Here is a 21,316-nt window from a genome sequence, read left to right as displayed (position 1 = left end):
TTTAATTTTTGCGCTCAATAACACTCATTTTCCTTGCAAATCAGTACGATTTATCTGCAAGGAATTTAATCCCTATCATTAAAATGCACATTAATTAAACTATCTGAAATAACCTTACTATTGACCAGTTGTTAAATCCCTCATAAAAACGGATAATAGCGTGAATTATCTCACTAATTTAAAAATAAAATGACCGATTACCTGCTGTTGCTAGTAGGCACAGTACTAGTAAACAATTTCGTTTTAGTAAACTTCTTAGGGCTTTGCCCCTTTATGGGGGTGTCTTCAAAAACAGAAAGTGCCATTGGAATGTCCTTTGCCACTACGTTTGTTATGACCCTCGCTTCACTGTTAAGTTATATCGTCAATACCTATATTTTGATGCCATTAGGTCTTGAGTATTTAACGACAATGGCCTTTATCTTGGTTATTGCTGTGGTTGTTCAGTTTACCGAAATGATTGTCCATAAAACCAGTGCCAATTTATATCGCTTGTTGGGTATCTTTTTACCGCTCATCACCACTAACTGCGCTGTATTAGGTGTGGCTCTTTTAAATATTTATGAACAACATAACTTCTTTGAATCTATTGTTTACGGTTTTGGCGCCGCTGCAGGCTTTTCTTTAGTACTAATAATGTTTTCTGCCATGCGAGAAAAACTTGCCAATGCTGATGTGCCAACACCATTTAAAGGCTCGGCAATCGCGATGATCACCGCAGGTTTAATGTCGCTCGCATTTATGGGCTTTTCAGGTTTGGTGAAGTTTTAATGGAAACCTTAATTGTTGCAATTCTCGTCTTAGGTTTATTAAGTGCAGTTTTTGGCGCTTTGCTTGGCTATGCCTCCGTAAAATACAAAGTAGAAGGCGACCCACTCGTTGAGCAGTTAGATAATTTATTGCCACAAACGCAATGTGGCCAGTGTGGTTACCCAGGTTGTAAACCCTACGCAGAAGCCGTGGCAAATGGTGAAGCAATTAACAAATGTGCCCCCGGTGGCGACGACGTTATTAAAAAAATTGCCGACTTAATGGGCGTAGAAGTACAGCCATTAGATGCCGCGCATGAAGCAGATAACTCACCCAAAGTCGCCTTTATTATTGAAGAAGACTGTATTGGCTGTACCAAGTGTATTCAAGCCTGTCCGGTTGACGCCATTTTAGGCACAACTAAACAAATGCATACCATCATTGCCGATGAATGCACAGGTTGTGACTTATGTGTTGCTCCTTGCCCTGTAGACTGTATTGAAATGCGCCCTATTCCGCAGACCCTGAAAAACTGGCAGTGGGATCTCAATACAATTTCCGTGACACAGTTAGATTAAACGAGGTTTTGGTGGAACAGATCATAGAACGCATTAAGCGAGGACATTTTTGGAAGTTTCATGGCGGCATTCACCCGCCTGAGCAAAAATTTCTCACCAATGCAAAACCAATTCGCACCCTAACCATGCCAAAGCAGCTAATCTTACCGCTGCAGCAGCATATTGGTCACGCTGGTAAATTAATCGTTAATGAAGGCGATACAGTATTAAAAGGCCAAGCGCTTACCTGTGCAAAAAGCCCAATGTCAGTGCCGATACATGCGCCAACGAGTGGTGTGATTAGCGCAATAAAACCGGCAATTATTGCACACCCATCGGGAATGCAAGAGCCTTGTATTTTCTTAACGCCTGATGGTGAAGACACATGGCAACCTCGTACCGTATGTCAAGACTTTCACCAGCTGGAAAATAGTCAGCTGATTGAAAAAATAGCTAATGCTGGAATTTCTGGTATGGGCGGCGCAGGTTTTCCAACGCATATTAAGGTTAACAGTGCTCATCCGATTAAATACTTGATCATTAATGCCGCTGAATGTGAACCTTATATCACCGCTGATGATTTATTAATGCGTGAACACTCACCCAGTATTGTCGATGGCATTAAAATTATCGATAAACTAGTACAAGCTGAGTTTATTTTTATTGGTATCGAAGATAACAAGCCCGAAGCGATTAAAGCGTTGCAACAAGCTACCCAAGATATCGACAAAATTACGGTGTGTGTATTGCCAACTAAATACCCAACCGGTGGTGAAAAACAGTTAATAAAAATCCTCACAGGGCAAGAAGTGCCTACTGGCGTATTACCCAGCAAGTTAGGTATTGTAATGCAAAACGTCGCAACTTGTTATGCCATTGCCGACGCGGTAATTAACGACACGCCATTGCTTAAAAGGGTTGTTACCGTTACCGGTCAAGCATTAGCAAAACCACAAAACGTTTGGGCGCTGTTAGGAACGCCAATAGAGCATTTATTAACGCAATGTGGCTACAACAGTAATAACAGTCAGCAGTTAATTATGGGCGGCCCGATGATGGGTTATACTCTGCCGTCAACCCAAGTGCCCGTAGTTAAAACAACAAACTGTATTCTTGTCCCGAGTAAGGTTGAAATTCCTACCACACAACATGAAGTGGAATGTATTCGCTGTGGGCAATGCGCTGAAGTTTGCCCAAGCACCTTGTTACCACAAGAGTTACAGTGGAGCGCAAAAGCTAAAGATCAACAACAACTCAATCGTTTAAATTTGTTTGACTGTATTGAATGTGGCGCCTGTGCTTATGTATGCCCAAGCCAAATTCCTTTAGTGCATTATTATCGTATTGCTAAGGCAGAAATTCGTGAACAACAACAAGCCGATATAAAAGCTGAACAAGCTAAAAATCGTTTTGAAGCGCGAAAACTGCGTTTAGAAAAAGAAAAACGTGCCAGAGAAGAAAAACATCGTAAAGCGGCAGAAGCGCGTAAAGCGCGGATGAATTCAGGTACAGCTGAAGCCAACAAAGAAAAATCAGCCGTTGCCGCAGCACTAGCACGCGTCAAAGCAAAGAAACAACAAACCGTTGGTGAAGACGCAGTAAACAACGCCGCTTCGCCAGAGAAGAGCCAAGTTTCAGCCGCTATCGCAAGAGCAAAAGCTAAGAAACTTGCCGCTCAAAAGTTAAAAGACAATGCTAGCCCAACAAGCGATGAAGAGACAGCAATTGAGAGTTCCGCTACCTCTACAGCAAAAACAAGCGCAGCTGACGAGAAAAAAGCCAAAGTTGCTGCAACCATTGCCAAAGCAAAAGCGAAAAAATTAGCCGAAAAAGCCGCAGCTCAAAGCTCAGAAAATACAGTATCTGACAAAGAAGCTGCACTAAGCCCAGCTGATGCTAAAAAAGCTAAAATTGCCGCAACCATTGCCAAAGCAAAAGCGAAAAAATTAGCTGCAAAAACGGCAGCACAGAGCAGCGAAGCTCAAAGCAGCGAAACAAAAAGCAGTGAAGCTCAAAGCAGCGAAGTAAAAAGCGGTGAAACGCAAAGTCATGCTAAAGACACAGCAGCTGAAAGCTCAGGCAATACTGCATCTGAAAAAGAAACAGAACTAAGTCCAGCTGACGCGAAAAAAGCCAAAATTGCTGCAGCAATTGCTAAAGCAAAAGCGAAAAAACTCGCAGCACAAAACAGGGTCGAAGAAACAAGCACAGAGCATGTGCCACAACCGTCAATCGATACAGACAAGAAACAACGTATTGCTGATGCCGTCGCTAAAGCAAAAGCGAAGAAACAACAACGAGAGTCAATATAAAACTATGGCCTTTTGGATAGCAAGCTCGCCACACAGCCACATACAAGAAAAAACATCTGCGCTGATGCGCTTGGTGATATATGCCACCGTACCCGGCATATTGGCGCAATGGTATTTTTTCGGCTGGGGTAACATCATTCATATTACTTTAGCGATGCTCACTGCACTTATTGCTGAATTTTTTGTCTTATCATTACGTAAACACCACATCAAAGATCAAGTCCTTGATGGTAGCGCCTTGTTAACTGCCGTGTTAATTGGCGTTAGCTTACCCGCCCTCGCGCCTTGGTGGATTTCAGTACTCGGTGCGTTGTTTGCCATTATCATTGTTAAACAATTATACGGGGGGTTAGGCCATAACCCATTTAACCCTGCAATGGCTGCTTATGTCATGCTGTTAGTGTCATTTCCTGTGCAAATGACAATGTGGCAGCCTCCGCTAAGTTTAATGCAAGTGCAACTAAGCTTTGGCGATACACTTTCAACCATATTTACCAGTTTTACCGCAGATGGCTACTCTGTTGAACAATTAAGAACACACATTGACGGTTTCACCATGGCAACGCCATTAGATACGTTAAAAACTAACTTAACTGTTGGTTTAACTGTTATTGAAAGTATGAACAGCCCAATTATTGGCGAGCATTTTGGCATTGGCTGGGAATGGATAAATGCAGGTTTTTTGATCGGCGGTTTATTTCTTATCGCTAAAAAAGCCATTGACTGGCGCACGCCGGTAAGCTTTTTGGCCAGTTTATTTGTATGTTCACTTATCGCATTTTTAATTAGCCCAGACAGCAGCGCTTCAACCATGTTTCATTGGTTCAACGGTGCCTGTATGTTAGGTGCATTTTTCATCTTAACCGACCCTGTCTCTGGTGCAACCAGCACTAAGGGCCGTATTTTAGTCGGTATTTTAGCTGGCGCTTTGGTTTATATTATTCGAAAATTTGGTGGCTACCCAGATGCTGTCGCCTTTTCAGTTTTATTATGCAACATGGCAGCACCATTAATTGATCAATATACCCGCCCAAGAACCTACGGCCATGCTAAAGGAGGCGAGTAATGAAAATAGCCATTGAAAAAAATGCGCGTATTCTAGGCTTGTTTGCCATTGCCTGTACTGCCGTTGTTGGCGTGGTTAACTTATTAACCAAAGATCGCATTGAAATACAAAAGCAGCAATACCTGCTTAATACCTTAAATGAGATTATTGCGCCGCAAAGTTATGACAACGATTTGTATCAAGACTGTGTACTATATGATGATGAAAACCAACACCTACAAACCGCCTATTTGGCGCGAAATAATAATCAAGGCATTGCAGCAGCACTCACTGCCACAGCGCCCGATGGTTATAACGGTAATATTGAAATTATTGTCGCGGTGCAAAACGATAACACGGTAAGCGGTGTCCGCGTTTTGGAACACAAAGAAACACCAGGTTTAGGCGATAAAATAGAGCCTGAAAAAAGCGACTGGATTTTAGTTTTCAAAGACAAGCAACTAGAAAGTGAAAGTGACAGTCGCTGGAATGTCGCCAAAGACGGCGGCATGTTCGACCAATTTACAGGTGCAACTATTACACCACGTGCCGTAGTCAAAGCCGTTAAAAGAACCGTGCTTTATTATGAACAACATAAAGATGATTTGTTTGCATCGACACGATCTTGTCATCAGCAATAGGAATCGAGATCTGTAATGAAATTTAACCAAGAATACCGAGACCTTGCTTGGCAAGGTTTATGGAAAAATAACCCGGGGTTAGTGCAGCTATTAGGTTTATGCCCTTTGCTTGCGGTTACCTCAACATTTACCAATGCACTAGGTTTAGGCTTAGCGACGTTATTCGTTTTAATTTGCTCAAATGCAACCGTGTCTTTAATTCGTCATTGGGTACCGAAAGAAATTCGCATTCCTATTTTTGTCTTAATTATTGCCGCCTTTGTAACCTGTGTGCAGTTATTAATGAATGCATTTACCTACGACTTATATAAATCGTTGGGCATCTTTTTACCTCTAATTGTCACCAACTGCGCCATTATCGGTCGCGCAGAAGCTTATGCTTCGAAAAATCCGTTAAAACAAGCAAGCTTTGACGGTTTAATGATGGGTATCGGCTTTATGTTAGTACTACTTGCCTTAGGTATGATCAGAGAAATTTTAGGTCAAGGTACATTATTTGACGGCGCTCACCTGCTTCTTGGCGACTGGGCTAAAAGCATTCGCATTGAAGTATTCCAATTTGACAGTCAGTTTCTACTCGCAATTTTGCCACCCGGTGCATTTATCGCAATGGGCTTTTTAATCGCGATTAAAAATGCCATCGACGCAAAACTTGAACAGCGTAAACCTAAACTCACCGAACAAGCCATCGAACGTGTTCGAGTGAACTTTGACGCGCAATAATCATTGTAGTGAATATATTAAAACAACAATAAAAATGTCCTTATGAATAAAGAAAAACGCTTAGAGATTTTAACAAGATTACGTGATGATAACCCAGAGCCGACCACAGAGCTTAATTTCAGTACACCATTTGAACTGTTAATTGCGGTACTGCTTTCTGCGCAAGCTACCGATGTTGGCGTTAATAAAGCGACTGACAAGCTTTATCCTGTGGCGAATACGCCACAAGCCATTTTAGACTTAGGGCTTGACGGTTTAAAGTCATATATTAAAACCATCGGTTTATTTAATACCAAAGCGGTAAACACCATGAAAACCTGTCAAATGTTGGTAGACCTTCATGGCGGCGAAGTACCTGAAAACCGAGAAGCGCTCGAAGCCCTACCCGGCGTTGGCAGAAAAACCGCAAACGTAGTATTAAACACTGCCTTTGGCTGGCCTACCATTGCAGTAGATACCCACATTTTTCGCGTATCAAACCGTACCAAACTTGCTATGGGTAAAAACGTTGACCTAGTTGAGCAAAAACTTTTAAAAGTAGTGCCCAAAGAATTTAAAGTAGACGTACACCACTGGCTTATTCTGCACGGCAGATACACCTGCGTCGCACGTAAGCCACGCTGTGGCGCGTGCATTATTGAAGATTTGTGTGAATTTAAAGATAAAACTGAATAACTATAGGCCGCTTTGAGCTTAATAGTCGTAGATGGCTCTTTTTAGATGTACATCTAGCGCGTAGATGGGACTGTTTTATTCAACTAATTTGGCATGGCAACTTTAAATAGTCTTTATAATACGATTAAGCTCGAGTCCATAAAGCAAAGCGAATTAAGTAACCTAGTTATAAATCAACTATGCTAATCAAAAAATATGTCGGCCAAATCTCTCGTACTTGGCTTTCCCATTGCGAGTCAATTTTTCCATTAGTGTGATGTAAAAGCCAAACCTTAGCCCATTTTTGAACAATTTTTCCTGATTTACTTAGTTTTAAAGGTAAAAATTTACGTTCATAATGACCACCTTGATATTCAACGATAGCGCGACTTTTTGCTCTCGAATGCATCTTATCTAAAGCCGCACTAACAAGCTCTACTTTCGATAGAGGCAAAATGTTTTGCCTTTTTAAACAGGCTAATATTTTAGCTTTCTTCACACATACTTGCATGTAAGCATCTTGGTGTGGCCTGTAAACCATCCCAGTTAGCCCATAGATAGAGATTAGTTCTCTGTCGGCTATTTCCTTTAGTGGAATAAGTTCATTATTGATATCAGTTAATTCGCTTAGCACATGAAGCTTGTCATTTGATTTCGACAATTACCACTTCCTCCCATAAATAGATATTCATTTAGCATGGCTTAATATTAACTGAGTGGCTCAGCCTTATTTGTAATGCTGTTGTTTAAATGAAACCAGCCCGCGATTGAGTAGCGGTCACGTTTTGCAGGTAATACTTCATGTGGAAATTCTTCACTTAAAAATACGACAATAGTACCTAAACTTGGCCTTACAACGGCGACACGATTATCAACAATTGGGGCAGCTGACAATTGATTTTCATAAATCACCAACTCTCCACCATCAGCGGCAGACCAGTTTTGATTAAGGTAAACTACAACAGATAGCACACGATTTTCGCCCCCTTTAAAAGCGTCTTTATGCTTCTTATAGAAATCGCCTGCAGTGTAATGGGAATAATGGCTTTCAAAAGAAAACAACCCCAGAAATAAACGTCTGTTTAGATAGTTTTGTAGTGATGTTGTCCATTTTATCCACGCACAACTAGCTTCACTGTTTCCTGTTATCCAAGAGACTTCATCGGTGCGAATGAAGTCACTAATGGCATGTTCTTTGGCTCTTCCAATACCCGCCCGTGCATAGTTTTCCTTTGTTAATTTAGTAATATGTTCTAATAATAAGGTAGTTAAGTCTTTGGGTAACGCATAAGGGCTAATACTATAGCCCTTATCAACAATGTTATTTGAGATTGATTCAAACAAAGAGGAGTTGTCGCTAATAGGCGTCACAATTGGTAAATCAAACAAGATTCAGATTTAGGGTGACACGTTCATCTTCAACAAAAGATAATAGTCCTTCTTTTGTTAATTCCCCTAACCCTAGTGAAGTGAGTGTTCTTCCTTCTTTAAAGAAATCTCTCGCTAAAAGGCCACCGCACATCTCGATCAAGCGATTACATTCTGGCATGTTAATACCTAACTTTTCACCTAACGAAGAGAGTAAAACTAGCCCCATAGGGACATCTTCCGTTACGTATCTGTTATCAAAACTATAAGGACCTGGAGGCGATGATATTTTATAGCTTTCAAATACTTCTTTCGGATCTTGTGTTAAATCTTCTTCATTTCTAAATAGACAGGCATCTAGATAAGGTGTAGGTTCACAGCCAAGGGCACTTAATACCGCCATTTTTTCTGCATCTAGTTTTTCTATCATTAGCCATGCCATATCAGTTGAAAGGGCATCTCTGTACATATATGGCACTTCATCTGGGTGATGTTTGGCACAATATTCAAGCATTGGATACATGACATATAACCCCACGGTATGAACAATAATATTGGGATTATGCAGTGCTGATTCGAATATGTGCTTTCGCACTCTTTTTCTGTCAATGTTATAGGCAGGAAACAAATTAGCGGCAATTGCCATACCACGTGACGTCCTTGCAGCCGGGAAAAAAGAAAGTGAATTTCTAGCATTTTTAAATAACACTTTCACTGTGCCCGGTTCAACTACCCTTGCATCATTAGGCGTCGACTCTCCTTCGGCAAATATGGGATCATTATCGCAAAACTTACGATAATGAATGCTACCTGCATATCCTGGAATTAATATAATCAGTTGATTATCCTGAAAATATTTTGCGACTCTTTCAGCTAATGCAGGGTGATATGTAGTTTGAATAAAAATCATGACTACATCTGCCCCTGCAATAGCTTCTTTGGGCTCTCTGGTGATCATTTCTAATGGTTGAAAGGTTTTTTCGACATTGTCACCGCTGTCGGTAAAATGACCGGTTTTAGTATTGTCGATGCAATAGATGCCTTTATTTTCGACCATTTTTTCAAAATGTTCATCATGAGTAACATGATTTGAAGTCTTCAATAATCTAACTTTATGACCTGCCTCAGCAGCCATAAACGCACAAGCAGAACCAGCATTACCGGCTCCTATGATGGCGATTCTCATTTTTTCTCTCAATAATTTAAGGATATATTCAAGGGGAGAAACTCCCCCTTGCCTTGTAAATGGTGGAAATTTAGAAATTTGGAAATGTTGAGATGTAGAAATTTAGAACTGTGGAAATTTTAAAATGCAGTTAAACAGATGATACCAAGTTAGTTTTAGCGCCAGCTATGTGCTCGATCCATTGTGCGAACTATAAAATGGTGCGAACTATAAATTGGCTATTCAACAACCCAAAAGATTAAGACCAATAATTAAAATTCGAAGCACCATTGGCCTTTTTAACTTTGTCGATCTTATCAATTTTATTCAGCTTATTTATAATTGAAGTCGAGTCTGTCTTAGGGCTTCTTGCAACATAGCGCATTATCCCCATTTTATGAGGTAACTCGTACATGTGCTGCATATTATCGCCTGCGACATGGATATCAATTTTATTTAACTCGTAAAAACTAGCATCTATATTAGGGGTCAGTGGTGCGACAATAACCTCATCGACACATTTTATATTTCTTATGATTTCACACCTTTGCTCACAAGAAATAATAGGTGTACGTTTATAAGACTCAACATCTTCATCTGAATGTACGCCAACAATCAAATAGTCACCAAATTCTTTTGCTTTTTTTAGAACCGATACGTGTCCTACGTGAAATAAATCAAATACACCACTGGTATATACTTTTTTCATTTTATTGCTCCTTTTACAGAGCAGATCGCGAAAAAATTTTCGTTATCTACTCCGGCAAATATTTTCATTACCAATGCATTCTTTGGTAAAGCTTTTCTAGCAAGGTTATAACCACCAAGAGGCTCCATTGCTCTTGGGCTTTCTTTTATCTGCGTCAGTTAAAGAAAAATACGGCCAATTATAAAAGCGACAATAGAATGCTGTGTAATATTCCAACCAGCATTTATTGTTACTACAGGTAGATATAGAGTAAGGAAAACGCTATCCACGTCATGGATTCGAGAGCAACAACCAGCCATAAATCGATGTTATTGCTAGCGTGTATAAAGCAAGTACATAGTACCAAAGGCCACCATTAAGCTTTGGTGTTCTTATTGGTGCTACATTTAACGCTGATAAAGCGATAAGCGTGATATAAAGAACAATTGTGAAAGCAGAGGTTGTTATAAAGCTTTCAAGTAAAAAAACAAAAACAAGGATGATGGCATTGTTGTCATACGCTAGGCCTTGGTATGTTGATTTTCCATCCAAGCCAAAAACATTAAAATAGCTTAGTCGTAAAACACCGGCAGTAACAATAAGAAAAGCGCCAGGGATTAGCCACGGGCTGTAGCCACCATAACTAAGCAAAATAACAGCGGGGCAAATACCGAAACTAACAATATCGATAAGCGAATCAACTTGCCCGCCCACCTGACCCTGCTGTACTGTTCTGCCCTTCATTTTCCGGGCTATCTTGCCATCATTCCAGTCAAAAAAAACCGCCCAAATCAGTCCTATCATTGCAGCTTGATAATTGCCCGTCATTGCGAAGTACAATGCTAATAGCGCCGATAAAAGACCGACCAAAGAACAAATATTAGGTAAATCATATGCCAACGATAATATCGAAGGAGGGGTTGACGGATTGCTTCCTGTTTTTGCTAACGGCATAAATGACTCTCAGTGGAATGAATATAATTACGGGAATTTAATCTAAAGAGAGAACAATTTGTGGGTATTGTTGTCGGTATTAGCTCTTTCAACGCTGTAAATTTACTAACAAGGTAGTTCGTACAACATCAAGTAACTGACTCGAATGAGTGTTGTTGCTAATAGATAACAACGTGGCGCCAGTCTAGCATACTAATGTTGCTCAATCTCATTTATTTCTATATATCTATAAATAGACCAATACAGCAATTCACATTGCTTTACGCCTGCCTAGTATGAAAACCTGAGAATCATTTGTTTCTATTTCATTTTGTTTTTGGATGTTCTTACAATAAAAATTGTTGCCATAGAATGCATTACTGACCATAAAATAATGGATGTCTAAGTTCCACTTAGCGATGTGAGCCCTCATTTGATTTCCAATTATCTCAGCTTTAATACTTGCGTTAATTGTACCGTTACATCAAGCGCTTGTTCGATCACAATGATGAAACTCTCAGCATGATCATAGAGGTAAAATCTAACTCTAACTCTAAAAAATCTATCAAACTAACGATTGAAAAATTTGGCTACAACAAATAAGTCACTTTCACAGCTTTCTGAAAGTGACTTATCAAGTAGCTAAAAGTTAGCTATTGCTCTGTTTAAAGCTCACCAATACCCTTTCAACCAATTGCAATGCCGTCGTTAGGTTAGATACATCTTGGTAGACTTCGCCGTTACGACCCGAGTGATGTCCTCGTCCGATTAGTTGCATTTTTAATAGTTGTTCCGGCTTATCAAAATCAATAAGCGCTTGATAAAGCACCGATGGTTGGGCACTGAAACCGTCTCCTGAATAAACAGGATCATCAGGAAAGCGATCTGACGAATAGTACTCATTAAAATCAAAAGAATGATTAACCTCTAAACGAATACGATATTGACCGGATAATGAATTAGGCAACGTAACGTGATAATTAAAGTTGTCTGTCATCGTGGCGCCGCTAAAACCATCAATAGATAACGAGTCGTCTGTTGGTACAAATAAGCCGTTCTTTGCTTGCATTCCAAGTTGATGTAAGAACACTGGCAAAGACTCAGGTCGCATACGCGTATCTTTACTTTCACGCTCTTCCCTTCCGATTAACGAATCTTCTGGGTTAACATTGGCGCCAATCATGACGTGTGAAGTAAATACCTGCGAAGGGTCTTTCTTCGATACTTTGTTGGTAAAATTATTAGTACCGATTGCACTCGTGACATAAAGCGGTTGTACAAACTCACCGGTTACAGTTTCAAGCCAAATGGCATATTGTGGCCATAAGAAATATGGCCCTTTTTTAAGCTCAATGGATATTGTTTGTCCATCGGCATTTTCTGGCATAAGTGTTCGTTCAATAACGACATATTCTTCATTAGCCGCACCCTTATCAGCGGCTTTCAAAGATTGCCCTAATCGATATACTTCCATTGCTGGCGATAAACCTAAAAAAGGTGAAACAACAAAATACGTGATAATCAGTATGGCCAAAGGAAAAGTAAAGGTGTATTTGCCACCGTGTTTTTTAAGAGGGTTTAGGTATTGCATCAATGGCTTACTATTTTTAACTAAATGCCAAATAACAATAACCACCATGACGATGCCAATTAAGGTGTGGATCAGTGCAATAAGGTTACTATGCTGCTGGCTGAATAATAGAAATGATGTAATTAACATCACTAAAAACGCAAAAAAAAGTGCCCCACCAATAAATGCTCTGGTGGGAAGACGCGACTTGAAAAACGACATAAAACTCTCCTTGAAATAATTAGCACTTTTTTACGTAAAAGCGCCTTTCAAGTCGAATAAAGCTTTCTGAAATTTTCTGAAACCTTTGATTATTAAAGCGTATTTCTTATATCATCAATCTCTTCAATTTTATTAGTGAGGTTGCGTTTTGTGGCAATATTATAAGCCTTATCAATGGCAAGCTTTTGTTTTTCAGTCTTGTTTTGCATTGCAGCTAGTTCACTAAGATAGATCCAAGACTGTGCTTGACCAAGTGGACATTTAAGTATTTTGTGATAGCTAAGCGCTTCATAATAAAGCTGCTCAGCGAGCGAAAATTGCTGAGATTGGATGGCAAACGTGGCATTTAATTCAGTTAAATAAGCTTTGTATAACCAATCATGATTTGCATCTGCGATGCTCAGTCCTTCAGAAATTGACGCTTTCGATTGTGTTTTTTCACCCGTTAGGTACAAATAAACACCATTGAAATACAACAAACGAGTAAGCTCGTTTTCATCATTTAGCTGCCTAGCCACTGCAATTGATTTTTCTAAAAGACTGGCGACTGGATCTATTTCATTGGTTGCTAAATAAGTTTCAATAAGTAAGCGTTGCGCGGTCAAATTTTTTGGGTTTGCACTGACAATACTAGTTAATAATGGAATAGCCTGCTTAAATTTTCCTTCTAGACGTAAATCTATTGCAACACCTAACATTTCATCATTAAAGTCTGCGTAATATTGTTTGGCATTTATGTGTAAATCATTACCAAGTTGCGAGGCAACAATATCGGTTAACTCATCAATTAACGCTTGGCTGTCTTTATTAAACAGCACACCTCGTTGGTAAGATTTACGTCGATAAAGTGTGTAGCTCAATTGATAATCTAGTGGTGAACCAGAGAGTTTAGTGGCAACAATAAGTTCAGCACCTGATACAGTAAATACGTCTGGTATATCATTAACACTTACGTGGCTAAGTGGCAGTTTTGCACGTTCAAGTACCTGTAAAACATAGTCTGTTTGCAAAATACCAAACTGTTTATTGCTGGGTAAGCGTTGAATTAACTGATCCATCATTCCCAATCGCACCCAGCTGTGATCGTTACCAACAATGAGGTTTTCTGTCGGTAGTATGATCACCGATCCAACTATCGATGATGTGTTACTTTGATTTGGCTCTGTTGAGTTAGTGCTATTAATTACAATGAGCATGACAACAATAAGCAGTGCTATTAATGCTAATACATAAAGAAATTTATTTGACTGAATATTAGCTATTGCTACTGTATTTTCGGCTGTTTTATCGGTTGTGACATTATGCAGCCAAATATAGCCTTGTTTAGGCAAGGTCTTTATAACTTCATGCCCGCTAAAGATTTTGCGTAGCTCTTTAATTGATTGAAAAACCACTTGCTCGTCAACAACGCTACCATGCCATACTTTGTTTAATATTTCTGCCTTACTGACAACGCTGCCCTTACTTTTTAATAAAACGATAAGAAGTTGGCACGTTTTAGGACGAATATTAATTGAATCACCTTGCGGTGAAGTTAAGGTAAACGCTTCGGTGTCTATTTTGTAATTGAGGGAGTTAAGAATATACAATTAGATTTTTATGTTGCTTAAACTTCAGTCATCATTGGTAATCTAAATGAAATAATTGTTTTGTCAAGGCGAGAAGACTTTGCTGATACAATGTTTGTAGTCAACTTACTCGATAGAAGTCCAATTAAACAAAGAGTTATTTCCTCGCCCAATTCAACGATTACATCATAAAAACCATATCTGCTTGCGCGAAAGTGCTGCTGTCTTCGCCATCTATCACTAGTATCTTACCGTTGGCCAAGTATCGCAATTAATACACACACTTTAAAAGAACAAATCGTAAGGAAACTATGCGCTTCCTTACGATCTTATTTAGCTTAACCGTATTCGATTAAAGCTTATTACCGTTTTTATCTTCTCCAATAAGTATCCAGTTTGGATTATCGTTATAGTCTGGGTGAGATGTCCAATTGCTCTCATCAAAAATCCATGGTTGCAAACATTCTCGGTCAGTAACGCATGGGTCGGTTAATGTTCCCATAAACTCAATCACCTTATCCGATTGTTCGGTGTTTATATCAATCTCAGGTGCTGGAGAATGCGATGAGGTTTCATCAAAGGTTTGACGAAATAAAATTCGCGTATTGTCAAAAGCATCCGGATTCATGTTTTCATAAACCTGCTCACATGTCTCATCAGTTTTATCCATAATATCGAGAATCGAGATTAGCTCGCAGTAATCTGCATTACCCAACTCATTAAAGGTGGCATTGTCATCCAATATAGTGCCAATACCAAGTAAATCATTCATTGCCCCGCCGGGGTTCCCATACACGTCCATAACCTGACGTAGCGTTGATAAAGCGCCATTATGCATATAAGGACCTGTTTCCGTAATGTTCAGCAAAGGTGACGTGCGAAAATGATAAGTATCACCAACATCTCCAGTGATATTAGCACGGCCAAAATCAGTGTTGGTTACTGGCGGGAAGCTTGAACTGTCGCCATTACCTGGGCCAACTTGTCCTAAGCCAATAGCATGAAACTCCTCGTCTGAGAACGCATCACCTGAGTGACATTCGCTACACGCAGCACCACCTTCATCTCCTGCGGTCATAAATAGCACGGCACCAATTTTTTCATTCTCGGTAATGGCTTCAATATCAGCATTGGTATCACCACGTATGGCCGCAACATATTCTCGCCATGGGTTCTCTATAAACACCATAGACTCTTCAAATGCCGCTAACGCTTCTGCAATACGATCAAAACTGATACCTGTATCACCATAAGCCGTTTGAAAGAGCATTTCCCACTCTGTATCTCCTACAAAACGGTCGGCTAGCATTTCACGATAGCTTTGATTGTCATCATCCGTTAATGGCTCATCACCACGCATCTCGTTATGATTCACCGTTGGGAAACGAGACTGCGCATTAGCCAAAGAAGCGCCTTCAGGAATATTAGCGTCTACCGTATTAAAGTTTGGAGAGTCAGGCGTAATAATACCCGCATCCGTACCCCTTGCTCCTGCGCTACTGCTCTCGCTTTCAATACGCGAATCCCAAAACAAGCCACGGTCCAATAGGCCTATATTAAAAATCGTGGGCGCATTACGGCCAATCACAGGGTATCCACTGAGTTCATTTGAATCACTGCCATTAAAGTAACGGCCAGACCCCAAGGTATTGGAAGAAAAGTTGTGAAAAACGTCAACCGCATCGTAACCGACCGGCCACGACAAGTTATCGCCGCCACCTAAAGCTGGATGATGACATGAAGCACAAGCGGTGTCGTATTCACCACTTAACCGTTTAGAATAAAATAACGCCTTTCCTAGCTGTGCCTTATCATCATTAATGTTGGGTAATTCACGACCAACTGTAGGGTCTCCGGTATAGCCTTGCTCTTCAATTAAAACCTGAGCATGAGTATCAACAGGAGACATTTCGCCTTCAAGTGAGCCTAAGCCGTCTTCGTCAACAATGGCAGGGCCGTCTTGAAGATCAACACTTGCTAAATGACTATCGTTAGCGCCGCTACGTACCATTCTCACTAACATCTCAGAACTGCGACCTTTAAACCAATTCAAACCCGCTTTAAAATTAACAAACCAAGCATCCTGTGAAAAATCGATCATCGGAGACGAACTCCATGTGTAATCGACGGTAGTAGCAGGAAAAATATTCAGGTTAATCGCAGGTTCAACTCGGTTAAAATCCACTAATGAATAGAGTTCCTTAATATTAGGTAGGCGCCAATCATTATAGCCCGCCAACTCGCTAGTTTGAGCTTCTTCTAATGCTAACGCCCAATTCATAGCCTCTGCTGTCCCGTTATCACAGTTCACACCACTAAGCCCGACAACACATTGTGCCCACATAAGATCAGTGGCTAAGTCAGTCACTGTTCCGTCGTCGTGCACGGTATAGCGCTCATCAGGTGTTTGGTCTACATTATCAACAAAAGGATCCATAATCCGAACTAAACGCAGCGCTGAAGCTTGATAGCGCTGAACATTTTTATTATTGCCAAATGCTAATTGAAACGCCCAAGCATAAAATTTACCATGAGAACCACGATATGGTGATGCTGTCCAATAAAAGTCACTGGTTGCATTAGGAAAATAGGCTTGGTCAATCTTATAGGTCGTTGGACCAAAACCATTGCCAAAGTTGACTAACGACATAAACTGGGCATTATCGGGTACTCTCCAGTCACTATACCCACAAAAATTCTTCTCGTTAGTGGCGATGATCAGCTCATTCCAATCATCATAATAATCACCGACTCTTTCTTCACTGTCTCTTTCTTGTGCCGTTAAGCCACCCCAACGATAAAAATGACTCGCATCATGGATACCACCATCTTGGGTTTTTACTTCCCACAATAAACCCGTGCGATCATCACGAACACATGCCCAAGGCTCGGAGCTGTAATTTCCATTGCCACTGTAAACACTGCCATCAGCATTTATACGAGTAAAATCAAAACCACCGTAACCATCATTTCCTGAATTAACGGTAGCGCTGCGACCTTGGCTGCAATCTTGTGCTAGTAACGAGCCATTTGTACCTGTGATAGTTGTATTACAGTTTGAACCGTTGATTGATTCATCTGAGCCAAATGCTATGCCGGTATCGTTTAAAAAAGCCATGCCGGTATTAAATTGTTCTGCGGGCTCTTCTTCCTCTTCTCCCTGCTCTCCTTCTTCCTGTTCTCTTATCGTGGCTTGGGCTTTAGCTTCAGTGCTGCCCCCTTCGCCGGTACAAGTGAGGATAAATTCTGAAATTCCGGCAATATCAAATATCACGCTATCTTCACTACCTGAAAGTGACTTATCGCCATTCCAAGCACCAGAAGCTGAACAACTTGTCGCTAAACTACTTTCCCATTCGACTCGAGTACGTTCTCCAATTTCAAGACTTTCAGGGCTAACGGATAAAACAACGCTAGGTTTAGCTGGTGCTGGGCTTTGGTCACCTTCAGCCACATCACCTCCTCCTCCGCCACAAGCGGTGAGAAAAAAGGCAGGTAAAACAAGATGTAGTACTAAAAACGATTTTTTATTTATTCTTTTCATCATAACAATGCTGACCCAAAATTTTTAAGTTTAACGATTAACACTGGCTATAATATTTTAAGAAAGATGAGCGGAAGATGAGCGCCATAATTTATATGTTAAATGGTTAGCTCTTTACAGAAAACATAAGGGATAACAAGCTTTTATAAGCGTAATAATCTGGGGGCAGCTTTATCGCTGCGCGTACGCCAAGCTCATGGTTAGTATTTGTTTATTATCTAGTTTTGCGGTCAAATTAAGCGCTAGTGATTTTGCAGCAGAATGCGCAATAGAAAGCCCTAAGCCGACATGTTTTGTATCCGTTCGTGCGTCATCTTTTCGCCATAAACGATCAAACATACTTGTTAAATCACTTTCGTTTAAGTTAGCGGCAATATTAGCAATGGTTAAAATTGAATGCGTATTTTTGCAGTCAATGAAGATCTCACTATTATCAGGCGAATACGCTACGGCATTGCTAATAAGGTTAGCAATAATAATACGTAAAAGGTCGGGGTTACTATCGATTAAATATTCTTCGTTCAAAGAGGAAACAACCGATAAATATCGCGCTTTTATAAGAGGTAATTGCATCGCAATGCACTCTTTAATGAGGGTTGAAATACACACCTTTTCGATGAGTATTTCCGCAACAGAACTATCAAGTCGAGCCAAAGAGAGCAAGCTATCTATGGTATTTTGTAATTGCGCTGAAGATTCGGCGATATAACGATGATCTTCAACAGAAGCTTGCTCAGGCCATTTCATTGCCACTTCACTGGTCGTGCGAATGGCAGCTAACGGCGTTCGCAACTCATGCGCAAGGTCGTTATTAAATTGCCGCTCTCTTTCAAAGCTTTGCTCTAATCGGGCAAGCAATTGGTTCAACCTATCAACTAAAGGGCTAATTTCTGACGGAACTTCAACAGCATTTAATCGATTATGCAATGTACCAGCTTTTACTTGGGCCACTTGTTCAGACAAAGAATCAATCGGCGCTAATGTTTTTCTGATGGTGAAAACGAGGATGAGAGACAATAACAAGCAAAAAAATAGCCCGCCTGAGATTAATTTATAGGTGAGTATCGCCAGTTGTTGATTGTGCTTTGTTTTACTCATTGCAACGGAAACATTGATTTCACCACTTCTAGGCCCTAACCTCATCGAAAATGAGTGTATACGAATAGCTTCGCCCGAAGTTAACTGACTATTATAATGCCTTGGCTGGTGCTGCTGCTTCTGGTAGCTAAGTTGTTGCTCTGCAAGGTTTTCAGACTTACTTATTGTTGTTCCAGCTTCATTCCAAACTTGCAGATAAAACGCGAGATTGTCATCGTTAAGTAAGCGTTTTGTTTTTTCGGCAATATTATTTGCTGTGCCTGTAACTGCGCCAAAGCGCCGAGCAGACATCGGCATTTTGTTAGCAAGCTGCACAGCGCGAGCAAGTTTGTTAAGTTCACTATCAAGGTTACTATCAAGCCGACGTTTTTCAGATAAATACAAAGATGCGCCTGCTAAAATCGCAATAACAATAAAACTCGGAACAAGCCAAAACAACAGCTGAAAACGGATACTTTTCATGGTTTTTCTACACTAATAACGTAGCCCATACCTCTGCGAGTATGAATAAGTGCAGCATTGCCTTTAGAGACTTTGATCGCTTTTCTTAATGCACATATTGCCGTATCAACTACGTTGCTCATTGGCGATACTTGCTCATCATAAATATGTTGTTCTATCTGCGTACGAGAAATGACACTGCCAGCATTTAGCATCAGATACTCTAATAATGAAAACAGTTGAGAAGACAATGCGACGTTTTGCGCGCCTCTCATCACGGTTTTAGCGGATCGGTCTAAAGTTAAATCACCAACACTTAATTTGGGCGATCGGCTTTGGTATTTTCGCCTTGCAAGTGCTTCGACTCTAGCAATAAGTTCTTCAATGGCAAATGATTTAACCAAATAATCATCCGCGCCTAAACGCAGACCTGCAACACGATCTTCAATTGAGTCTTTCGCCGTTAGAAATAACACCGGCGATTCATTATTCGCTTCCCGTAATTGTTTTAGCACTTCTCGACCATCTAAGCCCGGTAGCATAATGTCAAGAATGATAACATCATAGTCATGCTCTAATGCCATCCATAAACCTTCTTGGCCATTATCTGTTGCATCAACCGCAAAACCTGATGCTTTCAATGCTTTAACAACAGCCCTACGCAAGGCCTCTGAATCTTCAACCAATAATAACTTCATCTTACCGCTCTTCTACAATCAAGGCTTAGTGGAAAATTTTTTCACATAGCAGTTAACGTTGAAATACCCTGCATGCTAACCAGCTAATATATACAAACTAACATGAGGGGAAGATGAAGAGGAATCCACAATGACGAAATAGTGCAATTTTCTAAAGCCGTTAATGCTATTACTGCTGTAAATATAAAGCGCACCAATAACCCAATCTAATTTTTTAGTTGGCCGACCATCTCGGTAGATAGCTATATTTTTAGAGTTTAAAGAGAAAGCCGAGTGGCTCTCTCTTTGTTCTACCGGTTATTTTCAATAATTTCAAAGTCGCTACATAGTTCAACTTAAGACTCTTTTTCGAGCAATTCTATTAAACCGACCAATGCAGCAAAAAGTACGCCACCGACAGGCCAAACAATCCAAGTTACGCCCCAGTTCATTGTCCACAGGCTCCAACCTAAGTAGATAGCAACTAGCAAAGGCCAGTAGAAAGCAGCAAGCTTTTCAGCACGTTTAGTACGTTCACTTTTGGCTGATTTCGCATTTCCTTCTTTTAATACGTTATTAAACGCATCGAATTTTGCAGAAACTGGCGAAATAATATAAATACCAAGCGAAATAATAAACAGCAAAACAATCAGCATCATTAAGGTAACCCCAGGACCATTAAAAAACATGCTGGCAACCATAAGAGGAACAAAGCTAAAAATGAAAATAAAGATGCCAATCGACAATCTCAGATTGTAACTTGGTCTGAGGTTTTTCAGCTTTTCCTCAAAAACACTGTATACGCCGTATTCTAATTCAAATGGCTGCTCTTCAATCAAATCGAATGATTTTTGATACTCGTTGGTGCGAATAAAAAAGCTGATACCAATAGAGATCATCACTAAAATGCTGACAATTCCTAATACTGAGGCTACTGCGCCACTCATATTTAATCGCCCAGTTTCTGCTAAAGCCAAAAAGAAGAATAACGGAACAACAGAGCAAACACACAAAATAACGCCTTTGGTAATTAAACTAGCAACATCTAACTTTTGTTCAACGTAATCTAGTGCTTGCTCTAAACTCACTTTTATTGTGCCCGTTTCTGCACTTTCGCTCATCGGCGCCGGCACTTCTACATCATCTTTTAATAAGTAGTCTGTGGTTACATCAAAAATTTCAGCCAGCTTAATAATTCGATTAAGATCTGGAATACTATTAGCACTCTCCCATTTTGAGACAGACTGCCTCGAAATATTCATTTTTTCGGCTAACTCTTCTTGTGACCAGCCCATTTGTTTTCTTAATTTAACAATCTTATCTGCTAATATCATAAAGTTCGCTTCTTGGTTAGTTATCG

General features: G+C 40.2%; 18 protein-coding genes. 7 read left to right on the top strand and 11 right to left on the bottom strand.

Features of this window, described 5'->3' with window-relative positions:
- The first annotated feature begins 189 nt into the window (after positions 1-189).
- Genes rsxA through nth form a run of 7 tightly spaced genes read left to right on the top strand, consistent with a single transcriptional unit; the run spans position 190 to position 6,703 of the window.
- The gene (gene rsxA, locus ACRRSQ_RS02095; protein WP_440874032.1) at positions 190-771 is read left to right on the top strand and encodes an electron transport complex subunit RsxA; all 582 of its coding nucleotides are present in this window, start codon (positions 190-192) and stop codon (positions 769-771) included.
- A complete protein-coding gene (gene rsxB / locus ACRRSQ_RS02090) occupies positions 771-1,328 on the top strand; it encodes an electron transport complex subunit RsxB (protein ID WP_440874031.1) in 558 nt (185 codons plus the stop codon). The genes rsxA and rsxB overlap by 1 nt, the downstream gene beginning before the upstream one ends.
- Before the next feature lie 11 nt (positions 1,329-1,339).
- The gene (gene rsxC / locus ACRRSQ_RS02085; RefSeq protein WP_440874030.1) at positions 1,340-3,619 is read left to right on the top strand and encodes an electron transport complex subunit RsxC; all 2,280 of its coding nucleotides are present in this window, start codon (positions 1,340-1,342) and stop codon (positions 3,617-3,619) included.
- 4 nt (positions 3,620-3,623) lie between these two features.
- The gene (rsxD, locus tag ACRRSQ_RS02080) at positions 3,624-4,685 is read left to right on the top strand and encodes an electron transport complex subunit RsxD (RefSeq protein WP_440874029.1); all 1,062 of its coding nucleotides are present in this window, start codon (positions 3,624-3,626) and stop codon (positions 4,683-4,685) included.
- On the top strand, positions 4,685-5,305 hold the full coding sequence (gene rsxG / locus ACRRSQ_RS02075; RefSeq protein WP_440874028.1) for an electron transport complex subunit RsxG: 621 nt from the start codon (positions 4,685-4,687) through the stop codon (positions 5,303-5,305). The genes rsxD and rsxG overlap by 1 nt, the downstream gene beginning before the upstream one ends.
- Before the next feature lie 15 nt (positions 5,306-5,320).
- Complete coding sequence (locus ACRRSQ_RS02070) at positions 5,321-6,028, top strand: electron transport complex subunit E (RefSeq protein ID WP_440874027.1); 708 nt, start codon at positions 5,321-5,323, stop codon at positions 6,026-6,028.
- Positions 6,029-6,070: 42 nt separating this feature from the next.
- Positions 6,071-6,703 carry an endonuclease III gene (gene nth, locus ACRRSQ_RS02065; RefSeq protein WP_440874026.1) on the top strand — a complete coding sequence of 211 codons (633 nt, stop codon included), beginning with the start codon at positions 6,071-6,073 and terminating at the stop codon, positions 6,701-6,703.
- Between the two features lie 166 nt (positions 6,704-6,869).
- Here nth and ACRRSQ_RS02060 read toward each other — a convergent pair whose 3' ends face one another.
- The 11 genes from ACRRSQ_RS02060 to ACRRSQ_RS02010 form a co-directional block, all read right to left on the bottom strand.
- Complete coding sequence (locus tag ACRRSQ_RS02060) at positions 6,870-7,343, bottom strand: hypothetical protein (protein ID WP_440874025.1); 474 nt, start codon at positions 7,341-7,343, stop codon at positions 6,870-6,872.
- A 47-nt stretch (positions 7,344-7,390) separates the two neighbouring features.
- On the bottom strand, positions 7,391-8,071 hold the full coding sequence (locus ACRRSQ_RS02055) for a 2OG-Fe(II) oxygenase (RefSeq protein WP_440874024.1): 681 nt from the start codon (positions 8,069-8,071) through the stop codon (positions 7,391-7,393).
- The gene (locus ACRRSQ_RS02050) at positions 8,064-9,236 is read right to left on the bottom strand and encodes an NAD/NADP octopine/nopaline dehydrogenase family protein (RefSeq protein WP_440874023.1); all 1,173 of its coding nucleotides are present in this window, start codon (positions 9,234-9,236) and stop codon (positions 8,064-8,066) included. Before ACRRSQ_RS02050 ends, ACRRSQ_RS02055 begins: the two co-directional genes overlap by 8 nt.
- A 238-nt stretch (positions 9,237-9,474) precedes the next feature.
- Positions 9,475-9,924: an adenylyltransferase/cytidyltransferase family protein gene (locus ACRRSQ_RS02045; RefSeq protein WP_440874022.1), complete on the bottom strand. Its 450-nt coding sequence runs from the start codon at positions 9,922-9,924 to the stop codon at positions 9,475-9,477.
- Between the two features lie 270 nt (positions 9,925-10,194).
- Entirely contained in the window at positions 10,195-10,857 is a 663-nt protein-coding gene (locus ACRRSQ_RS02040) for a CDP-alcohol phosphatidyltransferase family protein (protein WP_440874021.1), read from the bottom strand.
- 628 nt (positions 10,858-11,485) lie between these two features.
- On the bottom strand, positions 11,486-12,628 hold the full coding sequence (locus ACRRSQ_RS02035) for a hypothetical protein (RefSeq protein WP_440874020.1): 1,143 nt from the start codon (positions 12,626-12,628) through the stop codon (positions 11,486-11,488).
- A gap of 92 nt (positions 12,629-12,720) precedes the next feature.
- The gene (locus tag ACRRSQ_RS02030) at positions 12,721-14,217 is read right to left on the bottom strand and encodes a winged helix-turn-helix domain-containing protein (protein WP_440874019.1); all 1,497 of its coding nucleotides are present in this window, start codon (positions 14,215-14,217) and stop codon (positions 12,721-12,723) included.
- A 331-nt stretch (positions 14,218-14,548) separates the two neighbouring features.
- The gene (locus ACRRSQ_RS02025; RefSeq protein ID WP_440874018.1) at positions 14,549-17,743 is read right to left on the bottom strand and encodes an Lcl domain-containing protein; all 3,195 of its coding nucleotides are present in this window, start codon (positions 17,741-17,743) and stop codon (positions 14,549-14,551) included.
- Positions 17,744-17,911: 168 nt separating this feature from the next.
- Positions 17,912-19,300: a histidine kinase dimerization/phospho-acceptor domain-containing protein gene (locus ACRRSQ_RS02020; RefSeq protein WP_440874017.1), complete on the bottom strand. Its 1,389-nt coding sequence runs from the start codon at positions 19,298-19,300 to the stop codon at positions 17,912-17,914.
- Positions 19,297-19,977 (bottom strand): response regulator transcription factor, encoded by a 681-nt coding sequence (locus ACRRSQ_RS02015; RefSeq protein WP_440874016.1) that lies wholly within the window; start codon positions 19,975-19,977, stop codon positions 19,297-19,299. Before ACRRSQ_RS02015 ends, ACRRSQ_RS02020 begins: the two co-directional genes overlap by 4 nt.
- Positions 19,978-20,312: 335 nt before the next feature.
- A complete protein-coding gene (locus ACRRSQ_RS02010; RefSeq protein ID WP_440874015.1) occupies positions 20,313-21,290 on the bottom strand; it encodes a helix-turn-helix domain-containing protein in 978 nt (325 codons plus the stop codon).
- Positions 21,291-21,316: the final 26 nt, after the last annotated feature.

It is taken from the genome of Thalassotalea sp. PLHSN55 (genome assembly GCF_052030545.1).
GTDB lineage: Bacteria > Pseudomonadota > Gammaproteobacteria > Enterobacterales > Alteromonadaceae > CANMXU01.
Note: the sequence above shows the minus strand (reverse complement) of the source record. Positions and strands in the feature narration are given on the sequence as shown.

Coding starts and splice junctions, on each gene's coding strand:
- ACRRSQ_RS02035 (WP_440874020.1), bottom strand. CDS start 12,628: ATGTCGTTTTTCAAGTCGCGTCTTCCCACCAGAGCATTTATTGGTGGG.
- rsxA (WP_440874032.1), top strand. CDS start 190: ATGACCGATTACCTGCTGTTGCTAGTAGGCACAGTACTAGTAAACAAT.
- ACRRSQ_RS02050 (WP_440874023.1), bottom strand. CDS start 9,236: ATGAGAATCGCCATCATAGGAGCCGGTAATGCTGGTTCTGCTTGTGCG.
- nth (WP_440874026.1), top strand. CDS start 6,071: ATGAATAAAGAAAAACGCTTAGAGATTTTAACAAGATTACGTGATGAT.
- rsxB (WP_440874031.1), top strand. CDS start 771: ATGGAAACCTTAATTGTTGCAATTCTCGTCTTAGGTTTATTAAGTGCA.
- ACRRSQ_RS02015 (WP_440874016.1), bottom strand. CDS start 19,977: ATGAAGTTATTATTGGTTGAAGATTCAGAGGCCTTGCGTAGGGCTGTT.
- ACRRSQ_RS02010 (WP_440874015.1), bottom strand. CDS start 21,290: ATGATATTAGCAGATAAGATTGTTAAATTAAGAAAACAAATGGGCTGG.
- ACRRSQ_RS02070 (WP_440874027.1), top strand. CDS start 5,321: ATGAAATTTAACCAAGAATACCGAGACCTTGCTTGGCAAGGTTTATGG.
- rsxD (WP_440874029.1), top strand. CDS start 3,624: ATGGCCTTTTGGATAGCAAGCTCGCCACACAGCCACATACAAGAAAAA.
- ACRRSQ_RS02020 (WP_440874017.1), bottom strand. CDS start 19,300: ATGAAAAGTATCCGTTTTCAGCTGTTGTTTTGGCTTGTTCCGAGTTTT.
- rsxG (WP_440874028.1), top strand. CDS start 4,685: ATGAAAATAGCCATTGAAAAAAATGCGCGTATTCTAGGCTTGTTTGCC.
- ACRRSQ_RS02045 (WP_440874022.1), bottom strand. CDS start 9,924: ATGAAAAAAGTATATACCAGTGGTGTATTTGATTTATTTCACGTAGGA.
- ACRRSQ_RS02040 (WP_440874021.1), bottom strand. CDS start 10,857: ATGCCGTTAGCAAAAACAGGAAGCAATCCGTCAACCCCTCCTTCGATA.
- ACRRSQ_RS02025 (WP_440874018.1), bottom strand. CDS start 17,743: ATGATGAAAAGAATAAATAAAAAATCGTTTTTAGTACTACATCTTGTT.